Annotated in this window: 12 protein-coding genes; 5 read left to right on the top strand and 7 right to left on the bottom strand. The window is 61.8% G+C overall.

The window, feature by feature from the left end:
* Positions 1-7 precede the first annotated feature (7 nt).
* Positions 8-1,897 (top strand): monovalent cation:proton antiporter-2 (CPA2) family protein, encoded by a 1,890-nt coding sequence (locus BV034_RS02595; protein ID WP_050023838.1) that lies wholly within the window; start codon positions 8-10, stop codon positions 1,895-1,897.
* A gap of 33 nt (positions 1,898-1,930) precedes the next feature.
* On the opposite strand, the gene BV034_RS02590 is transcribed toward BV034_RS02595, so the two are convergent.
* Both BV034_RS02590 and BV034_RS02585 read right to left on the bottom strand, forming a co-directional pair.
* A complete protein-coding gene (locus tag BV034_RS02590) occupies positions 1,931-2,530 on the bottom strand; it encodes a Maf family protein (protein WP_050023836.1) in 600 nt (199 codons plus the stop codon).
* 16 nt (positions 2,531-2,546) lie between these two features.
* Positions 2,547-2,768 carry a YgdI/YgdR family lipoprotein gene (locus BV034_RS02585; RefSeq protein ID WP_063767912.1) on the bottom strand — a complete coding sequence of 74 codons (222 nt, stop codon included), beginning with the start codon at positions 2,766-2,768 and terminating at the stop codon, positions 2,547-2,549.
* A 63-nt stretch (positions 2,769-2,831) separates the two neighbouring features.
* On the opposite strand from BV034_RS02585, the gene BV034_RS02580 reads away from it, so the two are divergent.
* A complete protein-coding gene (locus tag BV034_RS02580; protein ID WP_050023832.1) occupies positions 2,832-3,440 on the top strand; it encodes a methyltransferase domain-containing protein in 609 nt (202 codons plus the stop codon).
* Between the two features lies 1 nt (position 3,441).
* Here the strand turns inward: BV034_RS02580 and BV034_RS02575 are convergent, their stop codons facing one another.
* Positions 3,442-3,756: an HU family DNA-binding protein gene (locus BV034_RS02575; protein ID WP_009958361.1), complete on the bottom strand. Its 315-nt coding sequence runs from the start codon at positions 3,754-3,756 to the stop codon at positions 3,442-3,444.
* Between the two features lie 112 nt (positions 3,757-3,868).
* Complete coding sequence (gene rnhC / locus BV034_RS02570) at positions 3,869-4,786, bottom strand: ribonuclease HIII (protein ID WP_050023830.1); 918 nt, start codon at positions 4,784-4,786, stop codon at positions 3,869-3,871.
* 91 nt (positions 4,787-4,877) lie between these two features.
* On the opposite strand from rnhC, the gene BV034_RS02565 reads away from it, so the two are divergent.
* From BV034_RS02565 to BV034_RS02555, 3 genes are all read left to right on the top strand, one after another.
* The gene (locus tag BV034_RS02565) at positions 4,878-5,909 is read left to right on the top strand and encodes an A/G-specific adenine glycosylase (protein ID WP_050023828.1); all 1,032 of its coding nucleotides are present in this window, start codon (positions 4,878-4,880) and stop codon (positions 5,907-5,909) included.
* A 66-nt stretch (positions 5,910-5,975) separates the two neighbouring features.
* Entirely contained in the window at positions 5,976-7,202 is a 1,227-nt protein-coding gene (gene trpB, locus BV034_RS02560) for a tryptophan synthase subunit beta (RefSeq protein ID WP_050023826.1), read from the top strand.
* 36 nt (positions 7,203-7,238) lie between these two features.
* Entirely contained in the window at positions 7,239-7,838 is a 600-nt protein-coding gene (locus BV034_RS02555) for a hypothetical protein (RefSeq protein ID WP_050023824.1), read from the top strand.
* A gap of 162 nt (positions 7,839-8,000) precedes the next feature.
* On the opposite strand, the gene BV034_RS02550 is transcribed toward BV034_RS02555, so the two are convergent.
* The 3 genes from BV034_RS02550 to BV034_RS02535 form a co-directional block, all read right to left on the bottom strand.
* The gene (locus BV034_RS02550; protein WP_050023822.1) at positions 8,001-8,909 is read right to left on the bottom strand and encodes a TraB/GumN family protein; all 909 of its coding nucleotides are present in this window, start codon (positions 8,907-8,909) and stop codon (positions 8,001-8,003) included.
* 985 nt (positions 8,910-9,894) lie between these two features.
* Complete coding sequence (locus BV034_RS02540) at positions 9,895-10,395, bottom strand: DUF3592 domain-containing protein (RefSeq protein ID WP_265592546.1); 501 nt, start codon at positions 10,393-10,395, stop codon at positions 9,895-9,897.
* 444 nt (positions 10,396-10,839) lie between these two features.
* Positions 10,840-15,363 (bottom strand): PVC-type heme-binding CxxCH protein, encoded by a 4,524-nt coding sequence (locus BV034_RS02535; RefSeq protein ID WP_050023816.1) that lies wholly within the window; start codon positions 15,361-15,363, stop codon positions 10,840-10,842.
* Positions 15,364-15,442: the final 79 nt, after the last annotated feature.

Here is a 15,442-nt window from a genome sequence, read left to right as displayed (position 1 = left end):
CACTGCCATGCATCTTGACTCCTTCCTGGCTCAGGCCTTCATCTATTTATGTGCGGCCGTCATCTCGGTGCCGATCGCCAAACGACTCGGGCTGGGCTCGGTGCTGGGCTACCTGCTGGCCGGGGTCTTGATCGGCCCGTTTGTGCTGAAGTTTGTGGGCCGGGAGGGGGGCGACGTGATGCACTTTGCCGAGTTCGGCGTGGTGATGATGCTCTTCGTCATCGGGCTCGAATTGAAGCCGCGCCTGCTCTGGCGATTGCGCGGGCCGATTTTGGGAATGGGCGGCGTGCAGGTGGCAGCCACGGCGTTGTTGATCGGGGCGGCGGCAATGGCTCTGGGCCTGCCGTGGAAACAGGGTCTGGCCCTCGGCATGATCCTGGCCATGTCTTCCACAGCCATCGTTCTGCAATCCCTGGCGGAGAAGGGCCAGATGAAGAGCGAGGCGGGTCGGGCCAGCTTTGCCGTGCTGCTTTTTCAGGACATCGCGGTCATCCCCATCCTGGCCATTCTCCCCTTGTTGGCCGTGGGTGGTGCGCCAGTGGCCATTGACCCCCACCATGGGGCTGCTGCGGACGTGGTCCCGGGCTGGCACCAGGCCTTGCTCACCGTCGGGGCCGTCGCCTTGATCGTCGGCGGCGGGCGCTTCCTCATCGGACCGCTCTTCCGTTTCGTGGCCAGCACGAAGCTGCGGGAGATCTTCACCGCCACGGCGCTGCTTTTGGTCATCGGCATCGCGCTGCTCATGCAGAGCGTGGGGTTGAGTCCGGCCCTGGGCACCTTTCTGGCGGGAGTGGTGCTGGCAGAAAGCGAGTTCCGCCATGAGCTGGAGTCCGACATCGAACCCTTCAAAGGACTGTTGTTGGGTATCTTCTTCATCGCGGTGGGTGCGGGAGTGGATTTCAGCCTCATCGCTTCTCAGCCGCTGATCATGATCCAGGCCGTGGCGGGTCTGCTGGGGTTGAAGATGCTCGTGCTCTTCATCGTGGCGCGGTTCTCCCGCATGCCGGGCACGGACACCAGTCTCTTCACGCTGGCACTCGCGCAGGGGGGTGAGTTCTGCTTCGTGCTGCTCTCCATGGCGGATGCCGGTCACATCCTGCCGACCTCCATCACGAAGCCGACAGTGGCCGTGGTGGCACTCTCCATGGCGATGACGCCGCTGATGTTGTTGCTGCATGAGAAGGTGCTCCTGCCGTGGTTGCTGAAAACCCAGCAGCAACGACCGATGGACGAGATCCCAGATGAGGAGAACGCGGTGCTGATCGCGGGATACGGCCGGTTCGGTCACATCGTGGGCCGTCTGCTGCGCGCGTACGGCATCGGGGCCACGGTGCTGGACATGGACTCTGACCAGGTGGACTTCCTCCGGCGCATGGGGCTGAAGCTCTTCTACGGCGACGCCTCCCGCCCCGACCTGCTGGAAAGCGCGGGCGCTGCCCGGGCCAAGCTGATCGTCATCGCCATCGATGACGAGGCCAAGGCGCTGCAGATCATCGACACCGTGCAGCATCACTATCCGCATCTGGCGATTCTGGCGCGCGCCTCGGGCCGCCTGCATGCCTATGAGATGGTGAAGCGCGGGATCGAGCACATCTACCGTGAGACACTGGGCAGCTCCCTGGACATGGCGGCGCAGACGCTGCGCACACTGGGCTATCCTGCCCATGAAGCGCTTCGGGCCACGCGCCTTTTCAAAGAGCTGGACGAACGCAGCCTGCGGTCCATGGCGGACGTCTGGTACGAGCACAAACTGGGGGCCGCCTATGTCAACGCCGCCCGCGACCAGATCGAGGAAATGGAGAAGCTCTTCTCAGCGGACATGAAGGGCCTCAGCAAACCGGACGGAGGCTGGGACACAGACTCCCTTCGTCGCGAAAACGAAAGGCCGGGAAGCTGACGTTGACGTTGGCTCCTCGTGGCCCCGCGTCACTCAATCAACAGAGGGATTCAGGAAACTGGCCAGCTCATCCTGCAAGCGCTCCATGGGAAGGCCTTTGACATTGGACCAGGAGCCTTCGACCCGCTCGATGATCATGGCGCTCTCGTCCTGTACGGCGTAGGCACCGGCCTTGTCGAGCGGCTGAATCTTCGAGTGATACTCGCGAATGACCTCCTCCGTGAGAAGCTTGAAGGTGACCTCGCTGATCACCGGGAAGGCATGCTCTACGGTGCCCCCTTTGGCCAGGACGGCCACGCCGGTGCAGACGCGATGCGTGCGCCCGCTGAGACGTCGCAGCATGGCGGCGGCGTCCTCCATGTCGCGCGGCTTGCCCAGAGGTTTGTCATCCAGATAGACGAGGGTGTCAGCGGCCACTACCACCGCGTCCGGCCTGGAGGCGGCGATCACCCGCCCCTTAAGCCGGGCGTTCTCCATGGTCAGAGCCTCACAGGTGAGGGACTCGTCATGCGCTTCCTCCACTTCAGGCACCAGCACTTCGAACACATAGCCTGCCTCCTCCATCAGCTCCACCCGGCGGGGTGAGCCTGAAGCAAGCACGAGCGGGGCACGGGGGCCAGGGTTTGCACTCATCGTCGGTACGGTGGGATCAGAGCTCCTGCATCATCAGGATCTCATCACTCCGAATGAGCGCGTCCCGGTCGTTCTGGCTGCGAAATTTGTAATATCCTGTCTTCTCGTTGAACTCCGGCCGACTGGCCGTGAGGTACTCACGTCCGTCCCGCAAGGTGATCTTGTACGGGGAGGAGCCACAACCGGACACGAGCAAAGTGCCGGCACACGTTAGGAGAACAACGAGGCGCGATTTCATGGGCTGACCTTGTTCCGATAAAACCATTCGCACGCCCCTGCAACATTGGATAGCGTGACTTGAATGTCGTGGAGATTTTTTCAACAGTTCTTAACCAATTGGCAGACCACCGGAGCGATCGCGCCCTCCTCGCCCGCACTGGCGAGACGCATCGTGGAATGCGCTCAGGTGGCAAAAGCCCGCTCCGTGCTGGAGCTCGGCCCAGGCACGGGGGCGTTCACCACAGCGATCGATGAGGTGCTGCCGGAAGGGGCCAGCTACCTGGGCCTGGAACTCAATCAGACTTTCGTGGACCAGTTGCGGCAGCAGCATCCGCGCATGCGTTTTGAGGCAGCCCCTTGCCAGGAGTTCGACTTTGCAGGGGATCTGGGACCGGACTGCTGCTTCGACAGCATCGTGAGCGGCCTGCCGTGGACCAACTTCCCCGCGAGTCTGCAAACGGCGATCCTCGATCACGTGCTGCCCAGACTGCGACCAGGCGGGGTGTTTGTCACCTTCGCCTACACGGGGTTCCACATGCTGCCGCAGGGGCAGCGATTCCGGGCACTGCTCAAGGAACGCTGTGTGGAGCTGCGGACCAGCTCCACGGTCTGGGGCAATCTGCCGCCCGCCTTCGTGTATGAGGCGGTGATGGTCTCCCGGCCAGAAGCTTCAACCCGGCCGGTGGGATGACTCAGTCCTCCGCCACGTTCGTGGGAGGCACCGCTCCCACCTGGGCTTTCATCTCCTTGCCAGGCTTGAACCGGACCACGGTACGCGGCGGGATCTGCATCTCCGAACCTGGCTTGTTGGGATTGCGACCAATCTTGGGCTTCGTCACCCGCACCTCAAAGGTGCCGAAACGACGAAGGGTGACTTCGTTGCCCTTCGCGAGCTCCTCAGTGATGAGGTCGAGGGCCTGTTGAAAGAGGTCGAAGGCCTGACTCTGCGTCAAACCCGTACGGTTGCTCAATTCTACCACCAGATCACGTTTGGTTACGGTTGACATAAGCCTGTAACAGGTTGCTTGGCTGATTTTCGAACGGCAGACAGGAACTTTTGCAGATCGCTGGTCGTGAGCAACTCATAAACCAGCTTTCCAAGGGTCTCCAGAGAAAATATCATGCAATTGCTGTAACTTCAATGGCGGTCTTGAAATGCATCTTTGCCACTTTTGGCAAAATATCGGCTCCGTGCTTGCGGATCAGCTCCGCTCCCGCCTGCTTTACCGCAGGAGATGCCCCCTTGGGCAGGACGATGCCGAGCCGGTCTCCCGCCTCCTTGAGCCAGCGCACAAATTTCTCCCGTGCGAAGATGGAGGCGGCCGCCACGGCCGGGTCACTCTCCGCCTTGGTGCGCTGCTGGAGGTCGATGGTTTTCCCTTTTTCCAGGAGGGCGCTCTGGAGCACCCGCGGATTGGCGAACTGGTCAGACAGAGCCATCGGGCAGTCGGGCACGCGCTCCAGCAGGTTCTCGATGACGCGGGCGTGCCCCCAGGCGAGGAGCCGGTTCAGGTTGCCAAACTTTGTGTACAGCTCGTTGTACTTCTCCGGGCCGATCACGATCACATCGTGCACCACCCGGGCCGCGCGCATGTCCCCGGCGATCGCTTCAATCCGGGCATCACTGCCAATGCGCTTGCTGTCCATCACCCCCATATCGCGCAGCTTCCGTGCCATGGATGCCTCGACGTAGGCACCCGCGATAACCAGAGGGCCGAAAAAATCGCCTTTGCCGCTTTCATCGATCCCGAGGTGGGGCTCGAACATTTCAGGCTGGTTCACCTCCTCGTACCCCAGCTCGGCGACCCCGAGCACTTCGGGTTCGAGGGTAAAAGTAATGAACTCCTCCACGCCCTTCCCCTGCGCGACGATCTTGGGCCCTTTTTCATACACGGCCACGTTCACCTTGGCCCCTTCCGCCGCGTACAGACAGTAGGGCTTCTCCAGGAACTTGAAGCCCTTCGCCTGAAGCACAGTCCTGAGCTTGGCAGCCTGGGATTCAGTGAGCGCTTTGGTGTAGGTGGTGAGGGCGGGCATGGAAGGTCTGGGCAAAAGACGTGAATCCATGCAGGTTAGACTTGAAATCCCACTCCGCATCCCGGTTTCTTCACGATTGATTTCCCCGCCTGTGAAAAACGTCCTTGAGCCCAATCCTGCAAAAATCGCCCATGCCCTGGAGGCCTGGTTTGCAGTCTCCGGCCGTGATTACCCCTGGCGGCAGACGACGGATCCCTACGCCATTCTAGTCTCAGAAATGATGCTGCAACAGACGCAGATCAGCACGGTGCTGGACCGGGGCTACTACGCCCGCTGGATGGAACGCTTCCCCAACACGGCGACTCTAGCGGTGGCAGATGAAGCCGAGGTACTGCGGGTCTGGGAAGGGCTGGGCTACTACCGGCGCGCCCGGTTCCTGCAGCAGATGGCGCAGCGGGTGGAAAGTGAACACGGCGGCGTGTTTCCAGCCACTTTGGAGGGCGTGCGGGCCCTGCCCGGAGTGGGCGACTACACGGCGGGGGCCGTGTGCAGCTTTGCCCACGATGCGGCGGCACCGATTGTGGACGGCAACGTGGCGCGGGTGCTTTCCCGCGTGTGGGACGACGCCACCCCGGTGGACAGCCGGGAGGGAATGGCGCGGCTCTGGAAGCGATCCCGGGCCCTGGTGGAGGCGGCCAAAAGCCCACGCGTGTTTAACAGTGCCCTCATGGAACTGGGCCAGACGATCTGCCGCGTGAGTGCGCCCAACTGCGGCTCGTGCCCGGTGCAACCGCACTGCCTGACCCGGGACCCCACGAGTCTTCCGGTGAAGAGCAAACAGACGGTGATCACAGCCGTGACCGAGCGCGTGTATTTCCAGATCGGCGTGGAAGGGGTGCTGCTTCAACAGGAGTCCGGAAAGCGCCGCACCGGGTTGTGGAAACTGCCCGAGCTCCCTGCCCTGCCGAAGCCACCTGCGGTACTGCACCGGTCCAAGTACACGATCACCCGGTACAAGGTGGATCTCTGGGTGCATGCCCCGCCAGAAAAGGCCGGGGCGGCCCCTCCAGAAGGCCTGCAATGGATCCCGCTGGCCAAGCTGGAAGCCCTGCCGATGCCCAGCCCCTATCGCAAGGCGCTCAATGCCGTGCTGGCCCAGCAGGACTTTCAGTTGAAGGCTTGAAGCGGAAGCATCAATGCAACAACCCTTTGAGCCGCGATGGAATTGCGATAGACTCACTTTCCCGCCATGACCCCTACCGCCCCCTCCCCCCTCGCCTCCATGCCTGATGCCCACGGCCACTTCGGTCCGTACGGCGGCATGTTTGTGCCGGAGACCTTGATGGCTGCCCTCCAGGAACTGACCGCGGAGTATGAGAAGGCCAAGAATGACCCGGCATTCCGCGCTGAGCTGGATCAACTGCTGACGGACTACGTGGGCCGTCCCACTCCCCTGTATTTCGCCAAGCGCTGGACCGAACAACTGGGCGGCGCCAAGATCTACCTGAAGCGGGAAGATCTGCTCCACACCGGCGCTCACAAGATCAACAACGCGATGGGTCAGATCCTTCTGGCCCAGCGTCTGGGCAAGACCCGTATCATCGCTGAAACGGGTGCGGGGCAGCACGGCGTGGCCACGGCCACCGTGGCGGCTCGTGCCGGGCTGAAGTGCGTGATTTACATGGGCCAGGTGGACATGGAGCGCCAGATGCTGAACGTGGCCCGCATGCGTTTCCTGGGTGCTGAAGTGGTACCCGTGACAGCCGGTCAGGCGACTCTGAAGGAAGCGGTCAATGAGGCCATGCGCGACTGGGTGACCAATGTACGGGACACCCACTACATCCTGGGAACGGCCTACGGTGCCCACCCCTACCCGATGATGGTGCGTGATTTCCACCGCGTCATTGGCTTGGAAGCCCGCCGCCAGATTCTGGAGCGCGAAGAGCGCCTGCCGGATCTCCTCATCGCGTGCGTGGGCGGTGGCAGCAATGCGATCGGCTTGTTCCACGCCTTTCTGGATGACAAAGAGGTAGGCATGGTCGGCGTGGAAGCCGGGGGCGAAGGCATCATCCCGGAGCGTCACGCCGCCCGATTCCAAGGCGGTCGCCTGGGAGTGCTTCAGGGAGCCAAGACCTGGTTGCTGGCCAACGAGGACGGCCAGATTCAGCTCACGCACTCGGTCAGCGCCGGTCTCGACTACGCCGCCGTGGGCCCTGAGCACGCCTATTTGCACGATCAAGGCCGGGCGGAATACACCTACGCCACCGATGACGAAGCGCTCAATGCCTTCCAATCACTGTCCAAGATCGAAGGGATCATTCCCGCGCTGGAGAGCTCTCACGCTCTGGCTCACGCCATGAAGGTGGCTCCGCAGATGGACAAGGACAAAATCATCATCGTGAACGTGAGCGGTCGTGGCGATAAAGACGTGGCTCAAGCGGCCCGTTTTGTCTGGGGTGAAACGTTAAAGTTCTAGCCTCGTTCAGTCCTCTCTGCCCCGTTTTTAGCTGCCATGTCCCAGTCTTTTCTTGATGATCCCAACCCCATCGCCGGGGACATGGCCGTATTGACCAACCTTCTCCAAGGTTCGGTGGCCCCTCATCTGCACCTGCCTCCCACCGGGGATCTGCGGGTGCTGAACCTGGCCTGCGGGCGATGCGATGAGGCAGAAACGCTGGTGAAATTTGGCCAGTCCCAGACGGCGGGGCAGGTCAATCTGGTGGGAGCGGACATCCGCATCCGCGAGATCCTGCAGGCACGGGAGAACCACGCTCATCTGCCAGCGGAGTTTCTGCTGGAGGACGCCACCAAGCTCCACCTGCACAAGCAGATGGGGGAGGATTTCAACATGGTCCTGCTACGCCACCAGAACTACTGGCATGGGCCGGAGCTGTGGAAGAAGATCTTCGAGCAGGGCCTAAGCAAGGTGGACGAGGAAGGACTCCTGGTCATCACCAGCTACTTTGACAAGGAGCATGAGCTGGCTCTGGGAGCTCTGCAAAATCTGGGGGCGGAGTTGGTGACCACCACGCACAATCCGCTGGCAAGGAAGCTCCTCACGCCCGGCAAACACGTGGACAAGCACGTGGCGGTGTTCCGCCGGAAGCGGTGAGGGAGGGTGAGCCTGTGTTGAAGCAGGTAGCTTCAGAGACTGGTTGTTCACGACGATGGTAGCAAAACCTTCTCGGTTCTTGCTTCCGCATCACCCAACATCCCCAAAGAGCCGGGACGGCTCTTCCACCTTGGCTCATCACTGGGCTGCGCTCGCTCCGATTTACGGAGTGGCAGCCACTTGGGTCACGACGCAGCCTTTTTCCTTGAGCAGGGCAATCACGCCGCCTTTGCCACCCAGGTGACCGGCACCGACGAGGATCATCACCTTCTCATCCCGCTCGAGGTACTTCAGGATGGGGGCCACCCAGGCCCTGTTGCGTTTGAGGAGGAACTCCTCCAGCAGTTCCGGATACTTGTCGGCGTCCCGGAACAGCAGTTCCTGAAGCTTGTCACTGTGCCCTTTGCGCCAGGCCACGATCAGCTCGTCGAAATCCTTGGGCAGGGTTTCTGATTCACCCAGAGTCTGCTCCAAAAGGTTCTCCTGAAGCTTCTCATTGAGCTTGGCAAAGATGCCGAGCTGAAACTCAACCGACTCCAGTCCTTCCCCCGGCTTCTGATCTGCCTTGGCCTTCTTTTCAAAGTAGGTGTCCACGCCGCGGGCGGGATCTGCCCCCAGGATCTGGTATTCGGTGGCGGCAATGGTGAGCGACAGGAACCAGGGGCGGAACTTCTTCACGACCGATTCCTGGAGACCTTTTTCCGTGGCCCACTTGCGCACCTTCTGCATGGTGGCAGCGCTGACATGGCGGCCCAACTCGTCGTCCCCGGCATACATGCCGAGCTGGCGCATGCGGCTGGCCACCTGGCTGTTTTCATCACTGCCAGGAGGAAGCTCAAACACGAGCTTGGAGCTGCCCGTGTAGGCCTGCTCAAAAACGGCCGGCAGCGGGTAGTCCGCCTTTCTCAGCAGGTGGATGGTGCCCGCCAGATAGACCTGCTTCCCGTCCTTTTCCACGCGCCACACGCTGGAGGGGCTGGCGGTATCTGGTTGGTTGCCAGAGGCTCCGCAGGCCACGGCGATGCAGCACAGGGCGAGGGATTGGAAGATGCGCTGGAGGACTTTTTTCAAGGGGGCACGGCGGGGGTTTTATCCGCCAGCTTGCAGTTAACCAGAGGCGGGAGCGTGCGCCAGTCTGAATTGCAGATTCTCCGGAGGGGGGAGAATGCCGTTCGGCAATGTAACGCGGTTGGATGCGGCGACTGAGCCGGACGGCACGTCCGGACTACGCTCGAAGCGACGCTGCCGGAATAGCCCGACGGTCTCCTCATCGAGAAGTAGATGTCTGGGGTGCTGGATTCCGTCCCGCCTCGCGGCCATGAAGGAGACCTTGAGCACTTGGCAGCACTCCACGGGAAAACATCGCATCCCGGGAAATATGTGCCTGCCAAGGACCCCTGGGGGTTGACCTGGAGGTGTTGATGGCGGTGGGGAGAAAGCGGATGCTGTCGGCTTTCCCACCGTCTTCTACGCCTCCACGTCGCTCGAATGTTTGGATGCCCGTCGCGAGGCCACCCAGACTGAGGCTCCATTGGAAGCAACACGTCAAGGCATTGGGGAGCGCAGTCAGCTCGACTGCCGTTCCCGACGGCTCGCCGGGAACTCAGGACCGGAGCGACAACGGGCGCCCTCTTCTTGTGCACGCCTCTCGAACGCAGCTACGGGCGTGCCGCACTTGCAGCAGGCGAGTCCCTATGTGGCAGAACGCTTCCCAAGCTTCCCTGTCACGAGGCTCCACGGGCAGTGGGGACCCCGCGCTTCCAGCGTGGTGCCTTCTGCATCCTGCGGAAGGCTCAGGATCGCCGTCGCCAGCAGCAACCTTCCCACCCCATGGCATCCACATGCACGCTACCGTAGTTCGGCTGTCCTCAGCTGTTCAGTCCGCCGGAGGCACGCATGCGCTGCGTCCTCAACGGTCAAATAACCGCAATGGCACCAGCCCTCCATCCCCTCCGCTCCCCTACCGGCTGAGGACAGCAGGACTACTCCCGCGATTCACGTCGCTGCCGCCATCGTCCATCTCCAGCCCTGCCTCGCCGCCGATTGCCAATCGGCGCTACGGGTTTGCTCGCTTGCGCACCACCGCAAACGCCAGGAAAGCCGCGCCCATTCCAAGCGCAACCAAACCTGCCCAAAGCGTAGCATCGCCGTCGTTGGCAGCACCCACCAGAATCGCATTCGCAGGGTCAGAGCGTTGATAGCGGACGAGCACCTCTGCCTGGGTGACTTTTTCTGCCTCGTTCATGTGCTCGAAATAATAAGCCCGATGGATGCTGAAACTCCTCTGCCAGACAGATCCCTCCGCCCGGTATGCGACTTCAAGATGGTATGCGTCCCTTCGCTTGGACCTGTGCTTCACCCAACCACGCAAAATGGTTCCTGAATTGGTGACACCAGAGAGTTCCACTTTCTGCCCTTGCCGCTTCATGATCAGCCCGCCAACGGCAAAAACGAAGCCGATCGCGAGAAAAATGATGCCCGCAGCTCTCGGCGACTTGGATAGCGATCTGAAGTCCATGGAGAAAACGTTTGTAGAAGGAGTCTTGCCGTAAGTCAAGATTGGGGGAAACGCCGCATCCAAGCTGCCCTTGAAGGCACACACAAAGCATTGGGGGAGCGCAGGCGGCTCGCCGGGAACTCAGGACAGGAGCGACAATTGGCGCCCTCTTCCTATGATGCGTGCGGACCGCCTGCGCTCTCCAAGCCTCCCTGTCACGAGGCTCCACGGTCAGTGGGGACCCCGCGCTTCCAGCGTGGTGCCTTCTGCATCCTGCGGAAGGCTCAGGATCGCTGTCGCCACCCGTATCCTTCCTGCCATATGACTCCCACAAGCGCCTCCCCGCTGCCGATTGCCAATCGGCGGCACAGCAGATTGCCAATCTGCGCTACGCTCCCCTCACCCGTCCACAAAACAAAAATGCCGGGCAGCAACGAAGCCGCCCGGCATGATCTTGATTGCTCAACCCTCTGCCCTCAACCGAGGTTCGATACCTACACAACCCTACTTCGCCGCTACCGGCGCCTTCAAGGAGGCCAGGTACTCCACGAGGTTCACCAGGTCTTCCTGGGAGAACATGGACTGCAGGCCGGAGGGCATCATGGTGTTCGGCAGCTTCTTGCGCTCGGCGATCTGCTGCTTGTTGAACGAGTTGGCCACGCCGCCCGGAAGGGCGAGCACGAGTTCGTCATTGGTCTCGCTGCGCACGATGCCCATGGCGATGGTGCCGTTCTTCAACGTGATCTGCCAGGTCTCAAAGCCCATGCTGACGCCAGCATTGGGATTGAGGATGGACTCGTAGATCACTTCCTTGCCCAGCTTGGAGCCGATCTCAGTCAGGCCCGGACCGAAGTCCGCCCCGATGTTGCCCACGCGGTGGCAAAGGGTGCAGGTGCTCTCCGCCTTGGCGTAAATGGCCTTGCCCTTCTCCACATCCCCTTTGACCTTCACCAGTTCCGCGATGGATGGCAGAGCCTTGCCACCGGCCGCAGTCGCGGCGGGGAAGGTCTTCGCCACACGATCGCTGATGCCGGGATACGCCACCATGCTCAGCGCAGTGCCGGCGTTGGCCTTGAGTTCCTCCGGGAACTTGCCGGATTCTGCCAGGGCCAGCAGGGCCTCAGCGCCCGCAGCACTCAGGGAGAGCGCCTTCACTGCCGCAGTGCGAACCGGAAGCTCGCGGGTGGCATTGGTCAGGATCTCAGTGAGCAGACTGATCGCCGCCTTGTCACCGCTGCCGCCCAGAAGAGCCACCACCGAGTCCGCTTTGGGCGAGGTGAGAGCGTTCGTGAGTTGGGTGCGTCCAGCCGGCGACTTCAGTAGCAGTTTGATGGCTTCCACCGCCAGCGGATTGTGAGGCTCGGCCAGAGCGGCATGCAGCACTTCCGCATCCTTCCCCGACAGGCCGAAACCCTGCACCACTTCAATGTACTCCGGAGTGCCTTTCGCGGACTCCAACACCTTGTCGAGCACGGACTTCACCTCCGGCTTCTCACGGAAGCTGGACTTGCCCAGGCGGTTCAAGACCTCACCTGCCACCAGCTTGCGATCCGTGGAGGTGGAGACCACTTTCACCAGGATGTTGCCTTTAACCTCGCTGTCCGGGAGGAAGTCCAGGGCACGCAGGTAGCGCGGAAGGTCGGCGTCATTGGCCTGCTTGTTGGTGAGCAGCCGGGCCAGGTAATCCAGTGCGGCGGTGCTGCGCACACGCCAGACGATGTCGCGACCGGCAGGCGTGTCCCACTTGTCTCCCACGGAGGCGAGCCAGGCAGAGAAGACGCGGTCTTCACGCCCGATGGAGCCAATACCGAGGGCCTCCAGGTACCAGCGGTCTTTGCCATCGTGCTTGGCAGCCAATGCCACCCAGCAATCGGCGAGCAGGTCCGGAGTCTTTACATCTTTGCCAGCTTCCTGTGAGGGCACGGGTTCGATGACTGTACGCAGCGTGACCGCATACTCACGCAGCACCTGTTTGTCCGCCTCTTTCTTGATGCGGGGCAGCAGATACGCGGGGAGGTCTTTCAGACCGGCGGTCAGGGTGTTGGTGGCGCTGGCCAGACGAAGTTCACGTACCGCGGTCACCCGGATGTCGGCATCCTTGTCCTCCAGGCCTTTCGCCACCCAGCTTTCGTACTGACCGGGCAGGCGCAGCAGCAGGTGGAAGGCACGGGCGCGGATCACTGCGTCGTCCGATTTCCAGAGCTTTTGCAGCGCATCTTCCGCCTTGGCACCCAGAGCTTGCAGTTTCACATAGGCCACATAGCGGGTGCTGTTGTTTGGGGACTTCAAAGCCTCCGCACAACCCGCAGCGCTGCTGAAATCCACCTTGGCGGGGACTTGATATGCATTGCCCTTCGGGGCCACGCGGTAGACCCGACCGCGGATCTTTTCCGCCACGTTGTCGCCCATGTTGTGGCCGCCCACACCCGGGTCATACCAGTCTGCCACAAAGAGGGAGCCATCGGGGGCGATGGCCACGTCCGCAGGGCGGTACCAGTTGTCGTCCGTGGTGAGGATGTCCACCATCTCGGCCGTGTAACCGGCGCCGACTTTTTTCACTGGATAGGCGCGCACCGTGCGGGGGCCCGCGTCGCAGTGAATGAGCTGGTTTTCAAAGGCCTTGCCCAACAGTTTGCCCTCATTGATGAGGATACCCGTGGGAGATCCACCTCCGGTCTGCAGCAGGTTCGGGATGGTGCCCGGGTCGTTCTGGTGCCAGTGCATCAGCGGCACCTCGGTCTCGATGTTGGTTCGAGGAGAGCGCCAGCCGGCGCCGGTGATCTCATCGGTGTAGCCGTAGCTGCCATAGTCCAAGATGGCATTGATGCGGACGCCCTTGTTGCCGTCGTCGTCATTGTCGGACTGCCACATGCCGCCGAAGGAGTCCACGCACACTTCATAGTTGTTGCGGAAGTTGTGACCGAGCGTCTCCACATTGGTGGCCTTGGCCGTGGCCAGATCGATGTCGCAACGGAAGATCATGCCCTGACGGTAAGGCTTGCCCTGGTCGGAGATGTCGTTGCCCAGATTGTCCTTCACCCGGGAGCCGTCAGGCCACTTGAGCTCGCGGCCCTCGTTTCCGAAATTGAAGTAGAATTTGCCATCAGGTCCAAAGACGATGGCGTGCGCATTGTGGTCGTGGTCAAAGTTCCCACCGACCATGAAGATCTTCTCGGCCTTCTCCGCCACGTCGTCGCCATCCGCGTCCGTCAGCAGCCAAATGTTGGGAGAGGCGCTCACGATGACCTTGGTGCCCTTGTCTTGGGGAAGCACGCAGATGCCCAGGGCGTTGGTGAGTTCGCGGCTCTGGTAGAATGTCTTCTCGCCAGCCACACCGTCGCCCTTCTGCTTGGTCAGGATGACCACACGGTCGCCAGCTTCACGCAGAATGCCCCAGGGCTTCATGCTGGAGCGGTAGTTCACAGATTCCACAGCCCACACGCGGCCCTGCGGATCGATGTCGAGGTTGGTCGGATTCTGGATCTGGGGCTCCACGGCGAAGAGCGTGGCCTCCAGGCCCTCGGGGGTCTTGAACCCGCGCATCTGATCGCGCGCATCTTCCACTCCGTACTGTTTCTCCGCCCCGCCGGATCCCTTGCTGGCCAGCATGGCCGCGGGCGGCTCGCTGGTGAACACGCGGGCCACCACCTTGTTCTGCCCGCCCTGTTTGGTCCCGCCTTCGTCAATACCAACCTTGCCCTCAAATGCGACCGTCCCTTCCGGGAGGTCGAAGGCGATGATTGAGTTCGAATGGGTGCCAAAGCCCTGCAGGGTCTGACCCGCCGGGGTGCTCTCCAGCCGCAGGTTGCCGCCGCTGGCATTGCGGTTGATCCCGATGTTTCCCCAGCCGGTGCTGGACTTCTTGATCTTCAGTTCTGTGAGCTTGGTGCGCTTGCCGTCCGCTCCCACCAGTGTGGGCTCCACCCAGTCGGTCCAGTCGGCTGCAATGCCGTCTGAACCTTCTGTCACCACCAGATACAGTTCCTTCGCGCCTTTCAGATCCGCCTTCACTTCGACCAAGCCATCCGCCTTGCCGATCTCGCGGCGAAAGAGCGCCTTGGGCTCCGCCGCGCTGGTGGCGGCGGGCTTGGCAGGTGCTGCGGCTGGCTTGGCTTCAGGCATTTTTTCCGGCAGGCCCTGTCCGGGCTTGGGGTCCAGATTGACCTTGAGATCCTCTTCCGTCACCTTGGACGCCACGCCCTCGGCGGGGACATCGATCTTGGCGCTCCAGAGGATGGCGTTGAGCACCAGCTTGCGCTGGTCGTCATTGCCCCAGCCCTTGTGGTAGTGACCGCCGGTGAAACCGAAGCCACGGCCGCCGCCATCCCGCTCTGCCGCCCAGGCGACGTGCTGCGGCTTTTTGTTGGCCACCTCTTCACGCACCGTCGGGTTACCGCTGTGCGGACCATCTGGGCGCTTCATCGTGGTGTCCGGCGGGATGTCGCTCAGCACCGGTGTCACACCCTTCAAGTTCGGGCGGAAGCGCATGTGGAAGTACCACTCGTCATTGGTGGTGAAGGGCTTCACCCCATTGGCCACCGGATGCTTGGGGAACTCCTTGAAGTTCGCGTCCCAGTGCGGGTTCACGCTCCAGTGGGTCTCGAAACAGCCGCCCATCCACTCGATGAACTCCTTGTTGCCCTTGTCCGTAGTCGGCTCCACTGCGTAGTGCAGCGCCACAAAGCCCGCGCCACGCTTCATCTCCTTGTCAAGCTGTTGAAGATGATCGCCTTGTAACGCCGGGTGCCCGCCTCCCCCATCCGAATAAATCAGGATGGTGTCCGCCTTGCCCAGCTCTTCGGAAGAAGGCCAGTCAGCATTCAGGTGCACCTTGATGTCAGCCTGCGTGCCTGCGTCTTTGAGGCACTTGGCCAGCAACTGTACGCCGGCATTATGTTCATGCTGACCGGGGCCGTGGGATTGCTTGCCAGCAATCAGGACGATCGTTTTCGATTTGCTGTCGGCGGCAAAGCCAGACGTCAGAGACGCCGTCAGTGCCACTCCCAGCCAGAAAGTGAGTTTTCTCATGCGATGGAATGGGTGAATGAAGAGCCTACCCCATACGCACAACGCGGGGCAAGATTATCAAGTCCGGCGCCGTGCTGAT

This window comes from Verrucomicrobium sp. BvORR034 (assembly GCF_000739635.1).
GTDB lineage: Bacteria > Verrucomicrobiota > Verrucomicrobiia > Verrucomicrobiales > Verrucomicrobiaceae > Verrucomicrobium.
Note: the sequence above shows the minus strand (reverse complement) of the source record. Positions and strands in the feature narration are given on the sequence as shown.

Bases quoted from the DNA above. Each gene is read 5' to 3' on its own strand.
- BV034_RS02595 (WP_050023838.1), top strand. From the start codon at position 8: ATGCATCTTGACTCCTTCCTGGCTCAGGCCTTCATCTATTTATGTGCG.
- BV034_RS02590 (WP_050023836.1), bottom strand. From the start codon at position 2,530: ATGAGTGCAAACCCTGGCCCCCGTGCCCCGCTCGTGCTTGCTTCAGGC.
- BV034_RS02585 (WP_063767912.1), bottom strand. From the start codon at position 2,768: ATGAAATCGCGCCTCGTTGTTCTCCTAACGTGTGCCGGCACTTTGCTC.
- BV034_RS02580 (WP_050023832.1), top strand. From the start codon at position 2,832: ATGTCGTGGAGATTTTTTCAACAGTTCTTAACCAATTGGCAGACCACC.
- BV034_RS02575 (WP_009958361.1), bottom strand. From the start codon at position 3,756: ATGTCAACCGTAACCAAACGTGATCTGGTGGTAGAATTGAGCAACCGT.
- rnhC (WP_050023830.1), bottom strand. From the start codon at position 4,786: ATGCCCGCCCTCACCACCTACACCAAAGCGCTCACTGAATCCCAGGCT.
- trpB (WP_050023826.1), top strand. From the start codon at position 5,976: ATGACCCCTACCGCCCCCTCCCCCCTCGCCTCCATGCCTGATGCCCAC.
- BV034_RS02555 (WP_050023824.1), top strand. From the start codon at position 7,239: ATGTCCCAGTCTTTTCTTGATGATCCCAACCCCATCGCCGGGGACATG.
- BV034_RS02535 (WP_050023816.1), bottom strand. From the start codon at position 15,363: ATGAGAAAACTCACTTTCTGGCTGGGAGTGGCACTGACGGCGTCTCTG.